The following is a 17,674-nucleotide window of genomic DNA, read 5'->3' as shown; positions in this document are numbered from 1 at the left end:
CGGCTCCCTCAGACGTTCCGGGCAGGCTTAAACCCGGCCTTCTCGGCGTCCCAAGCCGCGTTCAAATCAACGACGATATCGTTCTTTTTTATGCGCTGAGTCGGGCCCCGCGGGAACTCATCGACGATCTGAATGTAGCGGGGAATTTGGTAGTACGCGAGGCGCTCGCTGCAGAACTGCGCGATAGTCAGCGGGTCCGCCTCAGCCCCGTCCTTGGCCTTCACAACCGCCAAGATATCCTGCTCTCCCATGGGCGATGCTACGCCCAAAACCGCGGACTCTTCAACGTTCGGAGCGGCATTGAGCACCCGCTCAACCTCCCATGCCGAGACATTTTCTCCCCGCCGGCGCAAGGCATCCTTCTTACGGCCCTTGAAGTAGAAATTGCCATCTTGATCGGTGGAGGCTGTGTCACCCGTATAGACGCAGCCATCGGCTCGGAGCACCTCCGCCGTCTTCTCGGGATCGCCAAAATACCCCCGCATGGTAATACCGGGCATCTTAGGCTTCAGCACGATTTCGCCGACGACGCCTGGCCCAACACGGTCTCCGTGGTCATCAACCAACCAGCTGTCAAACTCTTCTACCGGTGTGCCAATGGAGCCGAGGACATCCCGCATGTTGATGTGGGTGAAATTCTGACCTTCGCTAAGGCCATAACCCTCGCGGACGATCAGCCCGAACCGTTCTTCGAACTGACGCCAGGTGTCTTTCGGGCAAGCGGCGCCCCAAGCAATAGACACGGTGTTGTTACGCTCGCTCTCAGTCACGAACTGCGAGAGGAGGATATTGATCAGGCCGCCCAGATAGTGAAATTTTGTAGCCTTTGCATCGGCGATCTGGTCCCAGAGTTTGGAGGCACTTAACCGCTCGACCATATAGATGCTCAGACCATGATGAAGAGCCATCATGACGGTCATCCAAGCTGCCACATGGTAGAAGGGCTCCCACAGGAAGAAAACATCATCCCGGTTGGCTTCGGACAATACGCCTGCGTTTTTTGCGCCGATCCAATAAAATCGGTCCGACAACATTGCGCCTTTGGGCGCACCGGTCGTACCGGAGGTGTAGTTAATCGCAAGAAGATCGTCGAGCGATCGCGAAACGGGGGTCACCGCCGACCGGCTAGCGCGGAGGAGATCGTTGAGACTGTGTTCGGAATTTCGGTTATCGCCATCCTCGAACCAGATCAGGACGGGGGCTTTGGGGACCGTTGCGAAAGCCGCACGTACCGCATCCGTTTGAACGCGATTGGCCACAAAAGCGGATGGCTTTGCACTCGAAACCTGGAGCTCGATGCCTGCGCTCTTGAGGTGAACGCTGAACGGCACTGCCGCAGCACCAATCCAGGAGGTCGCCAGATAGAGGGCAATGTGCTCGACGGAAGTGGTCAGCATAAAGCCGACCCGATCGCCACGTTTCACACCAGCCTCTTGGAGCGCGCCCGCCATTTCCTGGACTTTGGCGAGCAGGCTGCGAAACGTCGTTTGCTGCCCCTTGAATTTGCAGAAGACGCGATCGCCTGAGTCTTGGGCACGCGCGAGGAGAAGCTGGGGGATCGTCTGCATCGAGCCTGTCTCTAGGTTCGCGGCGCTTCAGTTCGGCCGAGTTGAGCGATTGTGTAGCGATTGCCGTTGATCGACCAATACCAATTGCACCTCGATCGATATCGTTTTGGAATTGATAGCGCCGCACTTGGAATTTGGAACTGACGCGTCGCAGAAGCCGAACGCTTGGCCTCGGAAGACGACCGACGACACATCAGCGCCTTAAGATTCTCAGCGAAATCGTAGGGAAGCCTGGACACCGATCCACCTGGGATGGTGGTGCTTTAGCTTAGCTCCAGACCTAGGTGCTGCACGAAAACAGATGTTTAACGGGGCGTCTCTTGCAGGATCCACTCAAGGAAAGCGCGAGATAGAGGTCTGCCGCCCCTCCGGAACGACCACGTACGTAGTAGCTTTTTCAGTTCGCCAGCCGGCGACCGGAGAAGAGTTCGGGAAGCTCAAGACAATCACCGCTACCGCCAGCGCTGCTGCCATAGACGCTGCGCGCAACGCATTCAAAGCCTGGCGACTGTACCGCCGTAGAAAGGCTCAGCGCCGCTTGATCAACGGCCAGGTGCAGTCTCCGCGAGCAGCCACTCCCGGAATGCGGCGAGCGGCGGGTACTTCGCCCGTTCGGAAGGCCAGACGAGGTAATATCGTTCGGGACTTTCCATAGGCAGGTTGATGGCTCGGACCAGCTTGCGGCTCGCGAGCTCATCCTGGATGAGGAAGGTCGGCAGCAGCGCCACGCCAAGACCGGCGATCGCCGCCTGGGCTGCGGTGGCAAACTGGTCGAACACCATCCCCTGAGTGGTCCTGCCGGGCGCATCGTGAATCAAGAACCACCGGTCCCAGGCATGAAAGCGCGTGGAGATGCTGAGCAGCGGCGCGTTTCGGAGATCGCCGGCAACACGGAAGTGGTATTGGCGCTTCAGGCCGGGACTGCAGGCCGGGATGACCTGTTCCGACCGCAACAGAGCCATCTCGGCGCCGGGCCATTCCGGCTGGCCGAAATGAATCGCAGCGTCGAGCGACTCGACCCGGAAATTGAAATAGGACAACCGCGTTGCCAGGTTGATGGTGATCCCGGGATTTGCTGCCAGGAACCTCGGCAGACGCGGCGCGAGCCAGCGGGTGCCGAACGTCGGCAGGATGGCGAGATTGAGGCTCCCGCCCCTCGGGTTCGCATGAAGATTGAACGAGGCGGTGCTGATCTTGTGGAGCGCTTCGCGAATCTCGCGCGCATAGGATTCGCCGACGGAGTTCAGTCGAACGGTCTGCCGCTCGCGGATGAAGAGCTCCACCTCGAGCTGCTCCTCCAGCATCTTGATCTGCCGGCTGACGGCGCTTTGGGTCAGCTGAAGCTCGCGCGCGGCCAGCGTCATGCTGCCGGTCCGCGCGGTGGCTTCGAACGCCGCCAGCACGGCGGTGGAGGGAAGAAAACGGCGAGGTGTCTGCGGATCCATTGCTATCATTCCAATTCAGAATGACCTTCTGAGCAAACATCGTTTGAATTGGCCGATCAAGCAAGGTCTAATCGCCGGAACATAACGAAATAGCATGAACTTGGGATCGGTCCGTCGATGACGGCCGATCCGCCGTCGACGGAGATGATGATGCCAGCGCTGCGCGCGGATGCGGACGAGATCCGTACTTTGTTTTCCCGCGCCATGTCGGACATGTACCGGGCCGAAGTGCCGCAATACGGCACCCTGGTGGAACTCGTCAACGACACCAATCGCGAGACCGTGCGGCAGCACCAGCAGCTGCGGGCGAGTCTCGCGCGCAGTGACGAGCTCGAGCGGTTGGGCGTCGAGCGTCACGGTGCCATTCGGCTCGGCCGCGCCGACGAATTGCGCGACATGCGCCGCGTCTTTGCGGTGATGGGGATGCATCCGGTCGGTTACTACGACCTGTCGATCGCCGGCGTGCCCGTCCATGCCACGGCCTTCCGGCCGATCGACGATGCCGCGCTTCGCCGCAACCCGTTCCGGGTCTTCACCTCGCTGCTGCGCCTCGACCTGATCGAGGATGAGAGCCTGCGCGCCGAGGCGGAGCAAATCCTAGGTCGGCGTCGCATCTTCACGCCGCGGGCGCTCGAACTGGTCGGCACCTTCGAGACGACGGGTCATCTGACCATCGCGCAGGCGGATGAGTTCGTTCGCGAAGCCCTGGAGACGTTCCGCTGGCACAGCGAGGCCACGGTCAGCCTGGAGGTTTACAGCAAGCTGCACGCGACCCATCGACTGATCGCCGACGTGGTGAGCTTTCGCGGCCCGCACATCAACCATCTGACGCCGCGCACGCTGGATATCGATGCCGTCCAGGCCGCAATGCCACGGCGCGGCATCGCGCCGAAGGCGATCATCGAAGGTCCGCCGCGCCGCGACTGCCCGATCCTGCTGCGTCAGACCAGCTTCAAGGCGCTGGAGGAACCGATCCTGTTCCGGCAGGCCAATGAGACGATGGCAGCCGGGACACATACCGCCCGCTTCGGCGAGATCGAGCAGCGCGGCGTTGCGCTCACGCCCAAGGGTCGCGAGCTCTACGACCGATTGCTCGCCTCCGTGCGGCAGGCCGGTGCGGCCGGCGCATCCGCACGCGACTACGACAGCGAACTGGCCGAGCGCTTCAAGATGTTCCCGGACGATTGGTCGGAGCTTCGCGCGCAAGGGCTCGCCTTCTTCCGCTATTCGGCGACGTCGGCGGGCATTGATGCATGCAAGCGGCATCCGCCGCCATCCAGCCTCGATGATTTGCTGGCTGCGGGTTTTCTGCGCTACGATCCGATCGTCTACGAAGATTTCCTCCCGGTCAGTGCGGCAGGAATTTTCCAGTCGAATCTCGGCACCGACCAGCAGCAAAACTACGCGGCGCGCTCCAACCGGGCTGCGTTCGAAGTCGCCCTCGGTGCTGGGGTTCACGATGAAATGAAGCTGTACGCGCAGGCGGAAAGGACCTCCCTGGAGCAGGCCGTGCGCCAGCTCGGGTCACCGCACCTTGCATGCCGGGCGATGGCCTGATTGAACCGCCCTTCAACTATCCAAGAGAAATCGCCATGACCATCACGACCCAGACCCCAGCACGCGCCGTCAAATCCCTGGCGGACGAGGCAGACGCGCTCCTCGCCGCACTCGGCGTCAAGCGGAGCCGCTACACCGGCGGCAAGCTGACAGCTCGATCGCCGATAACAGGCGAGATCACGGGCCATGTGAACGAGATCGGTGCCGCCGATGCACAGGCGGCGATCGACAAGGCGCACGCGGCCTTCCTCGAATGGCGGCTTGTCCCCGCTCCGAAGCGCGGCGAACTCGTCCGCCTGCTTGGCGAGGAATTGCGCGCCAACAAGCCGGCGCTCGGCAGGCTGGTATCGATCGAGGCCGGCAAGATCGCGTCCGAGGGCCTCGGCGAGGTCCAGGAGATGATCGATATCTGCGACTTCGCGGTGGGTCTGTCGCGCCAGCTCTATGGCCTGACCATCGCGACCGAGCGCAGCGAGCACCGGATGATGGAAAGCTGGCATCCGCTCGGCGTGACCGGGATCATCTCGGCGTTCAACTTCCCGGTCGCGGTGTGGTCCTGGAATGCTGCGCTGGCGCTGATCTGCGGCAACAGCATCGTCTGGAAGCCGTCGGAGAAAACGCCGCTGACGGCGCTTGCGACCGAAGCGCTGTTCGATCGCGCGCTCGCGCGTTTCAAGGCAGAAGACGGCACGGCGCCGGACGGGCTGTCCGCGGTTCTGTTCGGCGGCCGCGAGATCGGTGAGATCCTCGTCGATCACGCCAAGGTGCCTCTGGTGTCGGCAACCGGCTCGACTGCGATGGGGCGCGTCGTCGGGCCGCGGCTGGCCAAACGCTTTGCGCGCGCGATCCTCGAACTCGGCGGCAACAACGCCGCAATCGTCGCGCCGACGGCCGACCTCGACCTGACCTTGCGCGGCGTCGCGTTCGCCGCCATGGGCACCGCTGGTCAGCGCTGCACGACGCTGCGGCGCCTGTTCGTCCACGACAGCGTCTACGACACGTTCCTGCCGCGCCTGAAGCGCGCCTATGAGTCTGTGACGATCGGCGATCCGCTCAAGGACGGCACCCTGGTCGGTCCGCTGATCGACGGCGCGGCCTACGCATCGATGCAGAAAGCGCTGGGCGAGGCGCGCACTGCGGGCGGCACTGTGTTCGGCGGCGAGCGGGTTCGCACTGACGGCGGCGATGAGGCCTATTATGTCCGCCCGGCGCTGGTCGAGATCGCGAGCCAGGTCGGTCCCGTCGAGCACGAGACCTTCGCGCCGATTCTCTACGTCATCAAGTATCGTGACTTCGATGCGGTGCTCGACCTGCACAACGCGGTCCCACAGGGTCTGTCGTCCTCGATCTTCACCAATGATCTGCGCGAAGCCGAAGCCTTCCTGTCGGTACGCGGTTCGGATTGCGGCATCGCCAACGTCAATATCGGCCCGTCCGGCGCCGAGATCGGCGGCGCCTTCGGTGGCGAGAAGGAAACCGGCGGCGGGCGCGAGTCGGGCTCGGACGCCTGGAAGGCCTACATGCGCCGCGCGACCAATACGGTCAATTTCGGCCGGACATTGCCGCTCGCCCAGGGCGTCAAGTTCGACGTGGCGTAAGAGGACACATGAACGCCCCACTCCACAGCCCCGCGTTGTTCCGCCCCTCCCACCGCCTTTCGTCGATCGGCGTGTCGGAGATCCTGAAGATCAGCGGGCTCGCTGCGGAGATGAAACGCCAAGGCCGGGACGTTATCATTCTCGGCGCAGGCGAGCCGGATTTCGACACACCGGATACGATCAAGGAGGCAGCCGAGCGCGCGATGCGCGCCGGCGCGACCAAATATACCGCGCTCGACGGCGCACCGGAGCTTAAGGCCGCCATTCGCGCGAAGTTCAAACGCGACAACGAACTCGACTTCGCTCAGGACGAGATCACGGTGTCGGCCGGCGCCAAGCAGGTGCTCTTCAACGCCATGATGGCGACGATCAACCCCGGCGATGAGGTCATCATCCCGACCCCGTTCTGGGTGACCTACGCCGACATCGTCGCAATCGCCGGCGGCACGCCGGTGCTGGTGCCGTGCTCCGAGGCCAATGGCTTTCGTCTCTCGGCCGACGATCTCGCGCGCGCCATCACGCCTCGCACGCGTTGGGTGATGCTGAACTCGCCGTCCAATCCATCCGGCGCGGCCTATTCGGAGGCCGCCTACCGGCCGATCCTCGACGTGCTGCTCGCAAATCCGCAGGTCTGGCTGATGGTCGACGATATCTACGAGCACATCGTCTATGACGGCTTTCGCTTCGCCACGCCAGCAGCCATCGAGCCAGCGCTGCGCAGCCGGACGCTGACCATCAACGGTGTTTCGAAGGCCTATGCGATGACCGGCTGGCGCATCGGCTATGGCGCCGGACCAAGTGCCCTGATCCGGGCCATGGCCGTCGTGCAGAGCCAGTCGACCTCCTGCCCGTCGTCGGTCAGTCAGGCCGCAGCCATCGAGGCGCTGAACGGGCCGCAGAATTTTGTCCGCGACTGCTGCCGGTCGTTCCAGGAGCGGCGCGATCTTGTCGTCGGCGCGCTGAACAGGATCGACGGGATCACCTGCCGCGTGCCCGAGGGCGCTTTCTACACATTTGCAAGCTGTGCCGGCCTGATCGGCAAAATCACTCCTGACGGGCAAACGCTGGAGAACGACAGGGACTTTGTCGAGTATCTGCTGCGCGGCGCCGGCGTTGCGGTGGTGCCTGGTTCTGCTTTCGGGCTTGCTCCCTATTTCAGGATTTCCTACGCAACGTCTTTAGTTGAGCTGGAGGAAGCATGCCGGCGCATTGCGCACGCAACCGCTAGACTTTCGAAAGACTGCAAAGAAAAAAACGACGCTTAGCAAATTGCGCCTTCATTGAATGGCGCAATCACCTTGGTCGGATCTCGCAGAAGAGCCGCCGCCTCTCCTACATCCCAACATGGCGGAGATCTATCGGCAGCACGTGGCCGCGCTGTACGAAAGCCTGCAAAACGAAGACGACAAAGGGGAAGCAGCGGAGGTTCTCCGTACCCTCGTCGATCAGGTGACGCTGATGCCCGAGGCGGAGGAACTCGCGATCGTGCTGCGCGGCGACCTAGCCGCGATCCTGCGGTTTGCGGCAGGCAAAAAGAACCCCGACTTCCTTTCGGAGGCCGGGGCTCTGAACGGCTTGCTATCGCAAGCGTCGGTGGTTGCGGGGAGGCGTAACACCGATCCCTGCGGAATGGGGTCGCAAACTGGAATCGTCGGAACCGGTGGTTTCGGGTGCTCGGAACAACAGATTTCTGCAGTTGGTCGAATGCGAAGTCCCGAGGTTCGCTGCTCGATGGCTGGACTTTCCTGTGAACCGCAGCAAACGAGACAGAGCGCACCGAAAGCAGAGCCAACCACGGTTAGACTAGGCGACCGAAACGACGTTTATTGGGTGGCGAGCCAGGACATCGCGCAGAGTCTGGAACACCTCGGAGAGTGCGACAATATCTCTTGCCGCGCCAAGGCAGATGCGGGTTGCGCCAGGATCCTCCTCGCCGACCGCGGACGCGATGCGTGGGATCACAAGTATGCCACGACCTCGGGCGGTGGCAGTTCGTTTCTCGAAGCATTGTTGTGAATCGCACGCACGGCAGCCCGTGGAGAGACCTTCCGCCAGTTATATCCAGCCAGGGAGGCATTTCACCGCGCGCCAGCAGCGCTGTCGTGCATGGTTTCCAGTCTCAGCCCCGGTGTCTCGTCCGAAAACCGCCCCCAGCTTAGCCGCATTGCCTGCGACCATGACGTTGGTGGCCTCGTGTCCGTTCAGGACCCGCGCGCTAGCGACGGAGTCCAATCGCCCGGTTCGGGTTTCCGCATTAGGTAGCTGACAACCATGTCGACGAGATGGGCCTGCCGGCGCTCGATATTCTCGGGCGCCCCCAGCTTTCGCTTGAAGAGGATGGATAGCGTGTGCTGGTTCGACAGATAGAAGTATCCCAGAGCGGACATAGAGATGTACAGCTCGACAGGATCGACGCCTTGGCGAAAGATTCCCTGCTGGACCCCGGCTTGCAGAATTTCGCGCAGGTTTTCCGATAGCTTGTCGTACATCGTCCGGATGATCGTTGATTTAACAATGTGCTTGGCGCGATGCAGGTTCTCGGTATTCAGGATCACGATGACGTCAGGCTCTTCGACAAAGACCCGAAAAGTGTTCTCGCACAAGCGGATCATCGCATTGAGTGGATCGAGGCCATTGACTGACACGTCGCTCTGACGCCTGCGCAAAGTCTCATAGGTCCGCTCGAGAATGCGGATGTAGAGATCCTCTTTGCTGCGAAAATAGTGGTAGAGCAGATTCTTGCTGATCTTGGCCCGCTCCACGATGGCGTCGACACGGGCGCCATCGAATCCGCGGCGTGCGAACTCGACCTGCGCTGCCGCGAGGATCTTTTCCTGCGTTCGGATCGAATCTCGGATAGCGGGTTTTTCCGCCATCTGCCCTCCATCGTTTCAACCGACAGTGCGCTCAGCACGGAGCCTTCTGTCGTTCACCGACCAGCGGCGCGCAGCGGTCGACCGCCACGGCAACTGTTTCGTCACCATCACGAAGCCACCAGTCGAACTTGGAAAACAGTTCGATCTCGAACGGCCCGTCGTAACCCATCTCGTCGAGAACCGCTCGGTAAGCCCCAAAGTCGACTACACCATCGCCGACCATGCCTCTGTCATGGTATACATCGCGCGTCGGCACAAGCCAGTCGCCCAGATGGAACGTCAGGATATTTTCCGGCCCCGCCTGGCGCAGCCCCGGCACGAATTCCGGATCCCACCAGCAGTGATAGGTGTCGGCGACGATTCCTGTTCCTTGGCCAAGCCTGCGGCAAATGTCGAGGCACTGAGCAAAGGTGTTCAGACAGGAGCGGTCTGCGGCATACATCGGGTGCAGGGGCTCGATGCCCAAAACCACACCGACCTCCAGCGCATAGGGTAAGAGCTGTTCGAGCGCACCAAGGACCCGCGACCGCGCCGCGGGCAGATCCTTTTCACCGGTCGCAAGGCTCCCGGGAACGACAACCAGGGCCGTTGCCCCGATCTCGGCGGCCGCATCGAGACGCCTGCGGTTCTCCGCGACGGCGGCATCAAAGCCGGCGCGATCCGCAATATTGACCCAGGCGCTCGTGCAAAGGCTGGGCACGAACAGACCAGCATCGCGGATCAGCCTTGCGCCCTGACGAACGCCACAGGCATCCAGGTATTCCATCCAGACACCGATGCCGGCGACGCCCTGTCGGGCATAGCCGTTCACGGCTTGCTCGAGGGTCCAGTCCCGTGTCGTGATCTGATTGATCGCGAAACGACGCAAGTCAGCCATCATGCCATCTCCGTCCGCAGGTTGCGCAGGTCGGCGGTTGCCTTTTGGTCGATGCGACCGTCCTTGATCACGACGCGGTAGTATTCGCTGGCGAATTCCGGTGTGATCTTGCCATCAAGCGCGTCGTCCAGCACCGCTTCCAGCGGGCGCTTCATCGGGTTGCCGTAGCCGCCCCCGCCCGCCTGCTCATGACGGATGACATCTCCACGCGAAACGTTACGCGTCACCTTGCTATCCAGCAGCTCGAACTTGCTGCCGTCGACGCTGAGCAAGTTGCGCGAAGCCGCTCCCTCGTTGCCGCCGAAAAGCCCGTAGGGACGATGGTGGTAACGGTCCGAGCGCAGCTGCATGACCGCGTCTTCGGCCAGAAGGCGGTACTGCCGGACCACGCCGAGCCCGCCGCGACGCTCGCCGGCGCCGCAGGAGTCCGCGCGCAGGGCATACTCCTCGATCCGGATCGGATAGGTCGATTCCATCAGCTCGACCGGCATGTTCGACATGTTCTGCGAGGGATTGGTGATCGCGTCGATGCCGTCTTTGGTGGCGCGCGCTCCCAGCGCGCCATTGATCATGTCCACCATGACGAACGGCAGCCGCGTCACCTTGTCATAGCCGCCAAGGCAGACGACCGAGTTTCCACCCTCGCCCGCCGCCGCAACACGTTCGGGAACGATCTGAGCCAGGGCGCCCAGCACCGCGTCGACGACACGATAGCCGGTCAACGCGCGTGCCGCGACAGGTGCCGGGAAGTGTGGGTTCAACAACGTACCGAGCGGTGCCGATACGTCGATCGCACGGTAGACGCCGGAGTTGTTCGGCACCTCGGCGTCGAGAACGCAGCGGATCGCCAGATAGCTCGCGGACTTCACGAACGACAGCGTCGAGTTGATCGCGCCCTTCACCTGAGGCGAACTGCCGTTGAAGTCGACATCGAGGTGGTCGCCCTTCACGGTAATCGCCACCTTGATCGAGATCGGCGCCTCATCGAACCCGTCACCGTCGATGTAGTCGGTGAACTCGTAGCGCCCGTCGGGCCAGTTTGCGATCTCGTTCCGGGTCAGACGCTCGCCATAGTCCAGGAAATCTCCCAGGAAGCGGTTGAACGCAGGTGCGCCATATTTGTCGACGATGCGCAACAATTCTCGCTCGCCCATGGCGCAGGTTGCGAGTTGCGCCTCGAGATCGCCGATCACCAGATCCGGCAGGCGAACGTTCCGCCCAATGATCTCGAAAACGATCTCGTTGCGTACGCCACGATCATAAAGCTTGAGCGGCGGAAGACGCAGGCCTTCCTGGAAAATCTCCGTCGAGTCGCTCGCATTGGAGCCGGGCACGCGGCCGCCGACGTCGCAGTGATGGCAGATCACCACCGAAAAGCCGATCTGCTCGTCGCCATGGAAGATCGGCTTGAACATGAAGATGTCCGGCAGATGCATGCCGCCCTCGTACGGATCGTTGAAGATGATCACGTCGCCGGGGTGCAGATCGCCGCCGAAGCGCTTCAGCAGCGCATCCATGGCGTCCGGGACTGCGCCCAGATGCAGCGCCACGGTCTTCGCCTGCGCGAGGATACGGCCCTTGGCATCGCACATCGTTGTCGAGTAATCGAGAACGTCGCGGACGATGGGCGAACGGGCCGTTCGCATCACCGTGTAGGCCATGTCATCGACAATGGATTCGACGGCACTTTTCAGAACAGCGAAGGTGATCGGATCGTGAGCGGAAATCTCGGCCATGGCTTCGTTCCTCAGGACAGGCGAATATGGAGGTTCAGGAAGTCGTCACGCTCGACGCTCGCCATGGGCGGCACGACGACGGTGCTGTCGTTGGCTTCCAGGATAACCGGACCGATCAGCTTGCGCGGCGAACGGGTGCGGTCGTAGATCGGCGTATCGATCCAGCCCTCGGCCTTGCCGTAGTAAACCTTGCGGCGCGAAACGGGCCCTGCCTCTTCAGATCCGACCGCCGACAGCTGGCGAAAGTCCAGACGGCCCTGGCGCAGGCCACGGCCGGTCATCCGGATGCTGACGACCTCGACGGCATCCGAGGAGACGTAGCTGTAGATCGAACGATAGGTCTCGAGGAACGCGGTTCGCACCGCCTCGGGATCGAAGGGCTCCGCGAACGGGATGGCCAGCGACATTTCCTGTCCACGGAAACGCATGTTGGCCTCGGGCAGGAGCTCCATCGCGTCCTCGGGGATGCCTTCCTCGCGCAGGTTGGCAACGGCCTGCCGGCGCAACTCGTCGGTCACGGCCGCGAAATTATCGAGATCGACCGTCTCCACGACGCCGCCGATCGGAGCCGTGAAATAGCGTTCGACGTCTCCCGACAGCATGCCCATTGCCGTGAACACACCGGGGGTCGCAGGGATCAGCAGGCTGGTCATCGACAGGAGCGAGGCGATGGCGGCGGCATGGACGGGACCGGAGCCTCCGATGGCCACCAGTGTGAAGTCACGTGGGTCGACGCCCCGCTCCACGGTCACCGCACGAATGGCGCGCGCCATGTTCGCGTTGACTACTTCGCGCACGCCATAGGCCGCCTCGCTGGCGCTGAGGCCAAGCTGGCTGCCGATCTGGTCGGCGATGGCTGCCTCGGCGGCCGCCTTCGACAACCGCCTCGCACCACCCGCGAGCTCTTCCGGCAGATAGCCCAACACCAGGTTGGAATCGGTTACGGTGGCCCTGTTGCCACCGAGGCCGTAGCAGGCCGGACCGGGATCGGCGCCGGCGGAAACGGGTCCTACCCGGATCAGTCCCGCACTGTCGAGCGCCGCGATCGATCCAGCACCGCTGCCGACTTCGGCAACGTCGACGGTCGGAACGCTCATCATGTACCCGCCGGCCTTGATGAAGCGACTGGGCGTCGAAATTCCCGCCCGGAATTCATACTCGCTGACCCGGCTCAATTCGCCCTCACGCACCAGCGACGCTGAAGCCGTGGTGCCTCCCATATCGAAGATGACGAGGTTTTTCTGGGCCAATGCCTCGCCCAGACGCGCCCCGCCGACGGCTCCCGCGGCGCGGCCCGAGGAAATGAAGAACACCGGCTTCGCACAGGCCGTCTCGGCCGAGGCGAGCGCGCCGTTCGAGTTGCTGACCAATAGCGGTGCATCGATGCCGAGGCTTTTGATGCCGGCCTGCAGGCGCTCGAGATAGGCGGCCAGCACGGGACCGACATAGGCATTCACAACCGTTGTGCTGGTCCGCTCGTATTCCTTCGCCTCCGGCAGCACCGAGACCGACGTCGTGATCTGGATGGCAGGAAAGCGCTTGCGGATCAGCGCCTCAGCGCGCTGCTCGTGGGCGGGATTGCGATAGCTGTTGAGCAGGCAGATCGCGATGGATTCGATGCCCGCCTCGACCAGCATGGCAGCCGCGGCAATGACGCCGGCCTCGTCGAGCGGCTCGATGACGCTGCCGTCGGCAGCGATCCGCTCCCTGACCTCGAGGCGGTAGCGGCGCGGGATGAGCGGCAGCGGCTTGTCCCACTGCAGGTCGAACATGTTGGGCGTGCGCAGCCGCCCGATCTCCAGCACGTCGCGGAAGCCGGCGGTCGTGATCAGGCCGGCCCTGGCGCCCACCTTCTGAAGCAGCGTGTTCGATCCGACGGTCGTGCCATGCACGATCTCACGGACGTCGCCGACGGATATCCGCGCGTCCGACACGAGATGCGAGATGCCGGTGATGACGGCCTCCTCGGGCGCGCCGGGCGTCGAGGGAACCTTGGCGTGATGTAGGCGACCATCGCCCTCGATCATCACCAGATCCGTGAACGTCCCCCCAATGTCGACACCGACCCGCGCGGTCCTGATCGCCGAAGTCGCCATGCAAGCCATCCTTGTTGAACTAATCGGTTAGTTCTGTATCACGTCACGAACAGAGCCGGCAACGTAATTTTTTGGCATTGTATGCCTGAAATTCAGACTTTTCGATCTCGGCTCTTGCTTGTTATCTAACTAATAGTACTATTCGCCAATGAACCAATAAGGGCGGATGGCCAACACAGCCCACTTCTGGAGAGGACAAATGAGAAATATGCGACTTCTGTCATCGGCCGCTTTTGCGATGCTTTTGGCCCTTGCCGGGCCCGCTCTTGCAAACGAGAAGCTGACGGTGCGGCTAGACTTCTCGCCCTGGGGCAGTCACGCAGCGATGCACCTCGCACAACAAAAGAGCTGGTTTAAAGAGGCCGGACTTGATGTCGATGTGCAGGACGGCCGGGGCTCCGCTAACACCCTGCAGCTCGTGAACGCGGGCCAAGCAGATGTCGGACAAATTCAGCTCGGCCTCGTGCCCGCGGCCCGCCACGGCGGCGCCAAGGTCAGGGCGATCGCGGGGTTCGACAGGCGCACGGACCTGTGTGTGCTCGTCGACAAGGACGCGCCGATCCGGAAGATCGAAGACCTCAAGGGCAAGAAGCTTGTCGTTTTCGCCGCCAGCCCATGGGCGCCCTATATCGACACGTTCCTCGCCGCCGGAGGGCTCGACCGCAACAACACGACGATCGAATTCGTCGATGCCGCGGCGCTGTGGGGCACCTACACGTCGCGACGCGCCGACGGGCTGATGTCGACTGTCGCTTCCGCCCTGCCGCTCGCGCAGGCGACCCGGCCGTCAAAATGCCTGACCTCCGACATAGCGGACCTCTATTTCCCGAGCTACGGGCTCATCGCCTCCGACGCAACGATCCAGAAGCGCGGCGACACGCTGAAGAAGCTGATCGAGGTCGAACAGCGCGCATGGGCCGAGATCGCCAAGGATCCCGACCTCGGCGTCAAAGCCATGCTCGCCGAGCGTCCAGACGCAATGCTGAAGCCCGACGTCCTGCGCGAGCAGATCAAGCTGACCCTCGAATACTTCAACACGCCAGCGACCGAAGGAAAGCCGATTGGCTGGCAGGCGACCGAGGACTGGAACGCCGCGCTGAAGGGCATGGAGCGCGCCGGCGTCGTGCCCGCGGGCTGGAAGGCCAGCGACTATTTCACCAACGATCTGGTCCCGCGCTGACGAGGTCGCCATGAACATGATAGCCAACAGGATCGCCGGTAACTATCTGCAGGTCAGAGGCGCGGGGAAAACCTACCCCTCCAAGCATGGCCCGGTCGTTGCGCTCAGCGACATCAACCTGGATGTGCGCCTCGGCCAGTTCAACAGCATCGTTGGTCCGAGCGGCTGCGGCAAGAGCACGTTGCTCAAATGCATCGCCGGACTGGAGAGCATCACCTCCGGCAGCATCAATGTGTCGGGCAAGCCTCTGATCGGTCCGCCGGATCGCATGGGCGTGGTGTTCCAACGTGACGTGCTTCTGGATTGGCGCACCATTCTGGACAACGTGCTGCTGCAGGCTGAATTTCTTGGCCACCCGCGCGAGCAGTACCGCGACCGCGCCCTGCAGCTCCTGGAGCGCTTTGGCCTCAAGGGCTACGAGAAGCGACATCCGTGGGAGCTGTCGGGCGGCATGCGTCAACGCGCCTCGATCTGCCGCGCCCTGCTATGCGACCCCGACCTGCTCCTGATGGACGAGCCCTTTGGCGCGCTGGACGCGATGACCCGCGACGATCTCAATGTCGAGCTCGCGCGCATCTGGCAGGGCACCAACAAGACCGTCATTTTCATCACGCATTCCATCTCGGAGGCCGTGTTTCTCGCCGACCGGGTGGTGATGATGTCGCGCGGACCGGGCCGCATCGTCGACATGTTCGATGTCGATCTACCCCGCCCCCGCCCGCTCTCCGTGCGCGAGACCGATGCATTCGGTGTTTATGCCCAGCGTATTCGCCACCACTTCGCCGAACTGGGAGTGCTTCACGAATGACAAGCAGTTTCATCGCAAAATTCATGCGCGACAGTCGATCACTGGACATCGTCCTCGTCCTGATCGGCTCGATCCTGCTCTGGGAGGCGGTCGTGCGCATCTTCAATCCGCCCGCCATCATCCTGCCCGCGCCCTCCGCGATCTGGGCGGCGTTCTTGCAAAGTCCATGGATATTTATCCGTAATATGCTCTACACCCTGTCGACGACAGCCATCGCCTTCGCGATCTCCGTCGGATTGGGCGTGATTCTTGCAGTCGGCATCGTCCAGTCGCGATTTCTCGAGCGCACGGTCTATACGCTGCTAATCGCTGTGAACTCGGTGCCTAAGGTGGCGCTGGCACCACTGTTCGTCATTTGGCTGGGGACCGGTGTCTCGTCGCAACTGGCGGTGGCGGTGATGCTGGCGATCTTCCCGATTGTCATCAATACCGTGCTGGGCTTGCGCTCCGTCGACCCGGATATGCTGAATCTCGCCAAAGCAACCCGGGCCTCAAAGTTCGACATTATCTATAAGATACGAATACCCAACGCCCTGCCTTCACTGTTCTCGGGTATGAAGGTTGGCATTTCCTTCGCGCTGGTCGGAGCGATTGTCGGCGAGTTCGTGGCCGGTGGGCGAGGCTTGGGATTCCTGGTGCTGACAGCCCAGGGTCAGTTCGACACAACGCGCGTCTTCGTCTCCCTGGTGCTGCTCGGCGTGATGGGCACCATCCTGTTCTACGCCGTCGATGTCATGGAGCGCATCGCCCTGCCCTGGCATACGTCGCAGCGCCAGCCGACAACCTGATCACGGAACGGGAGGGACGCATGCATCCCTCCCTCGTACCCGCCATCGAAAGCGATCCACGATGTCCTCTCCCAATCTGCTGACCGCTGGAGGGTTGGCCACACCGTTCAAGTCGATTGCCGTCGACGAAGCGCTTGGTATTCTCAACGTCCACTTCGGTATCACCGGCACGCTCGATCGCTTGGCAACCGAAAAGGACGATACCTTCCGTCTGGCAACGCCCGCGGGAGAGCGCTTCATCGTGAAGTTCTCCAACCCGGATGAGGACCCGAATGAGTTGGCGCTTCAGTCGGACTTGCTCGATCACCTGGCAAGACACGACGGCGGCCTTCCGACGCCCCGCGTGGTGCGCGATCGCGATGGTGCGACCTTCTTCACGCACATCGATCGCCATGGCCAGCCACGTCTGGTGCGCATGCTGACGTATCTGGAGGGCATTCCGCTCGACCGCGTCGACGAAACGGCCGCCGATCGCGCCCGGGTCGGCGCGGTGCTTGCGAAGCTGCGTCTGGCCATGGCCGACTTCAGTCATCCATACGACGGGCGCGAGATTGCCTGGGACGTCCAGCATCTGCCGAAGCTCGCCTATCTTCTGGGCGGCATTCGCGATCCCGAGCAGCGTAGGATGCTGGAACGCGGTCTCCAACGCTTTCACGAGATCGAGGACCTACTCAAGCGGTGCCGCCGTCAGGTCCTGCATAACGATTTCAGCCGCTCGAACATCGTCGCCGATCGCGCCAATGCCAATTTCGTCACGGGCGTGATCGATTTCGGCGACGCCGTGCGAACCTATATCGCCGTCGACGTCTCGACTGCGTTGTTGAACCAGCTCGACGCTGAAGGCGACGACGCGATGTTCGATGCCGGACGCGACCTTCTGGCAGGCTATCTGTCTGTCGCTGGCCTGACAAGCACCGAGCTGGAAGTCCTGCCACACCTCGTCATGGCTCGCGTAATCGCGCGCGCGCTGATCACCACATGGCGCGCTGAACAATTCCCAGACAATGCCCGCTACATCATGCGCAACACCCACCAGGGCTGGAAGCAGCTGCACTACTTCCTCGAGCGGTCGCGCGACCACATCAGCGAGACATTCGCTGGCGCGCCCCAAAGCATCCGCCTGGAAAGCATCTGAAAGGAAGCAC

At 62.4% G+C, this 17,674-nt stretch carries 14 protein-coding genes; 8 read left to right on the top strand and 6 right to left on the bottom strand.

From position 1 onward, the window contains the following. Positions 1 to 8: 8 nt before the first annotated feature. Positions 9 to 1,568, bottom strand: a complete 1,560-nt coding sequence (locus NLM32_RS06105; protein ID WP_254128342.1) for an AMP-binding protein — start codon at positions 1,566 to 1,568, stop codon at positions 9 to 11. Between the two features lie 542 nt (positions 1,569 to 2,110). After that, a complete protein-coding gene (locus NLM32_RS06100; protein ID WP_254128341.1) occupies positions 2,111 to 3,013 on the bottom strand; it encodes a LysR family transcriptional regulator in 903 nt (300 codons plus the stop codon). 150 nt (positions 3,014 to 3,163) lie between these two features. On the opposite strand from NLM32_RS06100, the gene NLM32_RS06095 reads away from it, so the two are divergent. The 4 genes from NLM32_RS06095 (at position 3,164) to NLM32_RS06080 (ending at position 8,184) form a co-directional block, all read left to right on the top strand. After that, positions 3,164 to 4,570 (top strand): VOC family protein, encoded by a 1,407-nt coding sequence (locus NLM32_RS06095; RefSeq protein ID WP_375143623.1) that lies wholly within the window; start codon positions 3,164 to 3,166, stop codon positions 4,568 to 4,570. A gap of 35 nt (positions 4,571 to 4,605) precedes the next feature. Next, a complete protein-coding gene (locus tag NLM32_RS06090) occupies positions 4,606 to 6,168 on the top strand; it encodes an aldehyde dehydrogenase family protein (protein ID WP_254128339.1) in 1,563 nt (520 codons plus the stop codon). Positions 6,169 to 6,176: 8 nt separating this feature from the next. Further along, the gene (locus NLM32_RS06085) at positions 6,177 to 7,433 is read left to right on the top strand and encodes a pyridoxal phosphate-dependent aminotransferase (RefSeq protein WP_254128338.1); all 1,257 of its coding nucleotides are present in this window, start codon (positions 6,177 to 6,179) and stop codon (positions 7,431 to 7,433) included. 79 nt (positions 7,434 to 7,512) lie between these two features. Then, positions 7,513 to 8,184, top strand: a complete 672-nt coding sequence (locus NLM32_RS06080) for a hypothetical protein (protein WP_254128337.1) — start codon at positions 7,513 to 7,515, stop codon at positions 8,182 to 8,184. 185 nt (positions 8,185 to 8,369) lie between these two features. On the opposite strand, the gene NLM32_RS06075 is transcribed toward NLM32_RS06080, so the two are convergent. The 4 genes from NLM32_RS06075 to NLM32_RS06060 are packed head-to-tail and all read right to left on the bottom strand — an operon-like array spanning position 8,370 to position 13,753. Next, entirely contained in the window at positions 8,370 to 9,044 is a 675-nt protein-coding gene (locus tag NLM32_RS06075; protein ID WP_254099427.1) for a TetR/AcrR family transcriptional regulator, read from the bottom strand. A gap of 31 nt (positions 9,045 to 9,075) precedes the next feature. Next, on the bottom strand, positions 9,076 to 9,924 hold the full coding sequence (locus NLM32_RS06070) for a sugar phosphate isomerase/epimerase (RefSeq protein ID WP_254128336.1): 849 nt from the start codon (positions 9,922 to 9,924) through the stop codon (positions 9,076 to 9,078). Beyond that, entirely contained in the window at positions 9,921 to 11,657 is a 1,737-nt protein-coding gene (locus tag NLM32_RS06065) for a hydantoinase B/oxoprolinase family protein (RefSeq protein ID WP_254128335.1), read from the bottom strand. Before NLM32_RS06065 ends, NLM32_RS06070 begins: the two co-directional genes overlap by 4 nt. Before the next feature lie 11 nt (positions 11,658 to 11,668). Further along, positions 11,669 to 13,753, bottom strand: a complete 2,085-nt coding sequence (locus tag NLM32_RS06060; RefSeq protein WP_254128334.1) for a hydantoinase/oxoprolinase family protein — start codon at positions 13,751 to 13,753, stop codon at positions 11,669 to 11,671. A 199-nt stretch (positions 13,754 to 13,952) separates the two neighbouring features. On the opposite strand from NLM32_RS06060, the gene NLM32_RS06055 reads away from it, so the two are divergent. From NLM32_RS06055 to NLM32_RS06040, 4 genes are read left to right on the top strand one after another with little or no spacing between them, the layout of a single operon-like run. Further along, positions 13,953 to 14,933 carry an ABC transporter substrate-binding protein gene (locus NLM32_RS06055; RefSeq protein ID WP_254099436.1) on the top strand — a complete coding sequence of 327 codons (981 nt, stop codon included), beginning with the start codon at positions 13,953 to 13,955 and terminating at the stop codon, positions 14,931 to 14,933. 10 nt (positions 14,934 to 14,943) lie between these two features. After that, the gene (locus NLM32_RS06050; protein ID WP_254128333.1) at positions 14,944 to 15,741 is read left to right on the top strand and encodes an ABC transporter ATP-binding protein; all 798 of its coding nucleotides are present in this window, start codon (positions 14,944 to 14,946) and stop codon (positions 15,739 to 15,741) included. Further along, complete coding sequence (locus tag NLM32_RS06045; RefSeq protein ID WP_254128332.1) at positions 15,738 to 16,529, top strand: ABC transporter permease; 792 nt, start codon at positions 15,738 to 15,740, stop codon at positions 16,527 to 16,529. The genes NLM32_RS06050 and NLM32_RS06045 overlap by 4 nt, the downstream gene beginning before the upstream one ends. Further along, positions 16,471 to 17,664 carry a phosphotransferase gene (locus NLM32_RS06040; RefSeq protein ID WP_254128331.1) on the top strand — a complete coding sequence of 398 codons (1,194 nt, stop codon included), beginning with the start codon at positions 16,471 to 16,473 and terminating at the stop codon, positions 17,662 to 17,664. Before NLM32_RS06045 ends, NLM32_RS06040 begins: the two co-directional genes overlap by 59 nt. The last annotated feature ends 10 nt before the right edge of the window (positions 17,665 to 17,674 follow it).

The organism is Bradyrhizobium sp. CCGUVB14, assembly GCF_024199935.1.
Lineage (GTDB): Bacteria > Pseudomonadota > Alphaproteobacteria > Rhizobiales > Xanthobacteraceae > Bradyrhizobium.
The sequence above is the reverse complement of the archived record's forward strand: the minus strand, read 5'-3'. Positions and strand labels throughout refer to the sequence as shown.

Coding starts and splice junctions, on each gene's coding strand:
- NLM32_RS06105 (WP_254128342.1), bottom strand. CDS start 1,568: ATGCAGACGATCCCCCAGCTTCTCCTCGCGCGTGCCCAAGACTCAGGC.
- NLM32_RS06100 (WP_254128341.1), bottom strand. CDS start 3,013: ATGGATCCGCAGACACCTCGCCGTTTTCTTCCCTCCACCGCCGTGCTG.
- NLM32_RS06095 (WP_375143623.1), top strand. CDS start 3,164: ATGCCAGCGCTGCGCGCGGATGCGGACGAGATCCGTACTTTGTTTTCC.
- NLM32_RS06090 (WP_254128339.1), top strand. CDS start 4,606: ATGACCATCACGACCCAGACCCCAGCACGCGCCGTCAAATCCCTGGCG.
- NLM32_RS06085 (WP_254128338.1), top strand. CDS start 6,177: ATGAACGCCCCACTCCACAGCCCCGCGTTGTTCCGCCCCTCCCACCGC.
- NLM32_RS06080 (WP_254128337.1), top strand. CDS start 7,513: ATGGCGGAGATCTATCGGCAGCACGTGGCCGCGCTGTACGAAAGCCTG.
- NLM32_RS06075 (WP_254099427.1), bottom strand. CDS start 9,044: ATGGCGGAAAAACCCGCTATCCGAGATTCGATCCGAACGCAGGAAAAG.
- NLM32_RS06070 (WP_254128336.1), bottom strand. CDS start 9,924: ATGATGGCTGACTTGCGTCGTTTCGCGATCAATCAGATCACGACACGG.
- NLM32_RS06065 (WP_254128335.1), bottom strand. CDS start 11,657: ATGGCCGAGATTTCCGCTCACGATCCGATCACCTTCGCTGTTCTGAAA.
- NLM32_RS06060 (WP_254128334.1), bottom strand. CDS start 13,753: ATGGCGACTTCGGCGATCAGGACCGCGCGGGTCGGTGTCGACATTGGG.
- NLM32_RS06055 (WP_254099436.1), top strand. CDS start 13,953: ATGAGAAATATGCGACTTCTGTCATCGGCCGCTTTTGCGATGCTTTTG.
- NLM32_RS06050 (WP_254128333.1), top strand. CDS start 14,944: ATGAACATGATAGCCAACAGGATCGCCGGTAACTATCTGCAGGTCAGA.
- NLM32_RS06045 (WP_254128332.1), top strand. CDS start 15,738: ATGACAAGCAGTTTCATCGCAAAATTCATGCGCGACAGTCGATCACTG.
- NLM32_RS06040 (WP_254128331.1), top strand. CDS start 16,471: ATGTCATGGAGCGCATCGCCCTGCCCTGGCATACGTCGCAGCGCCAGC.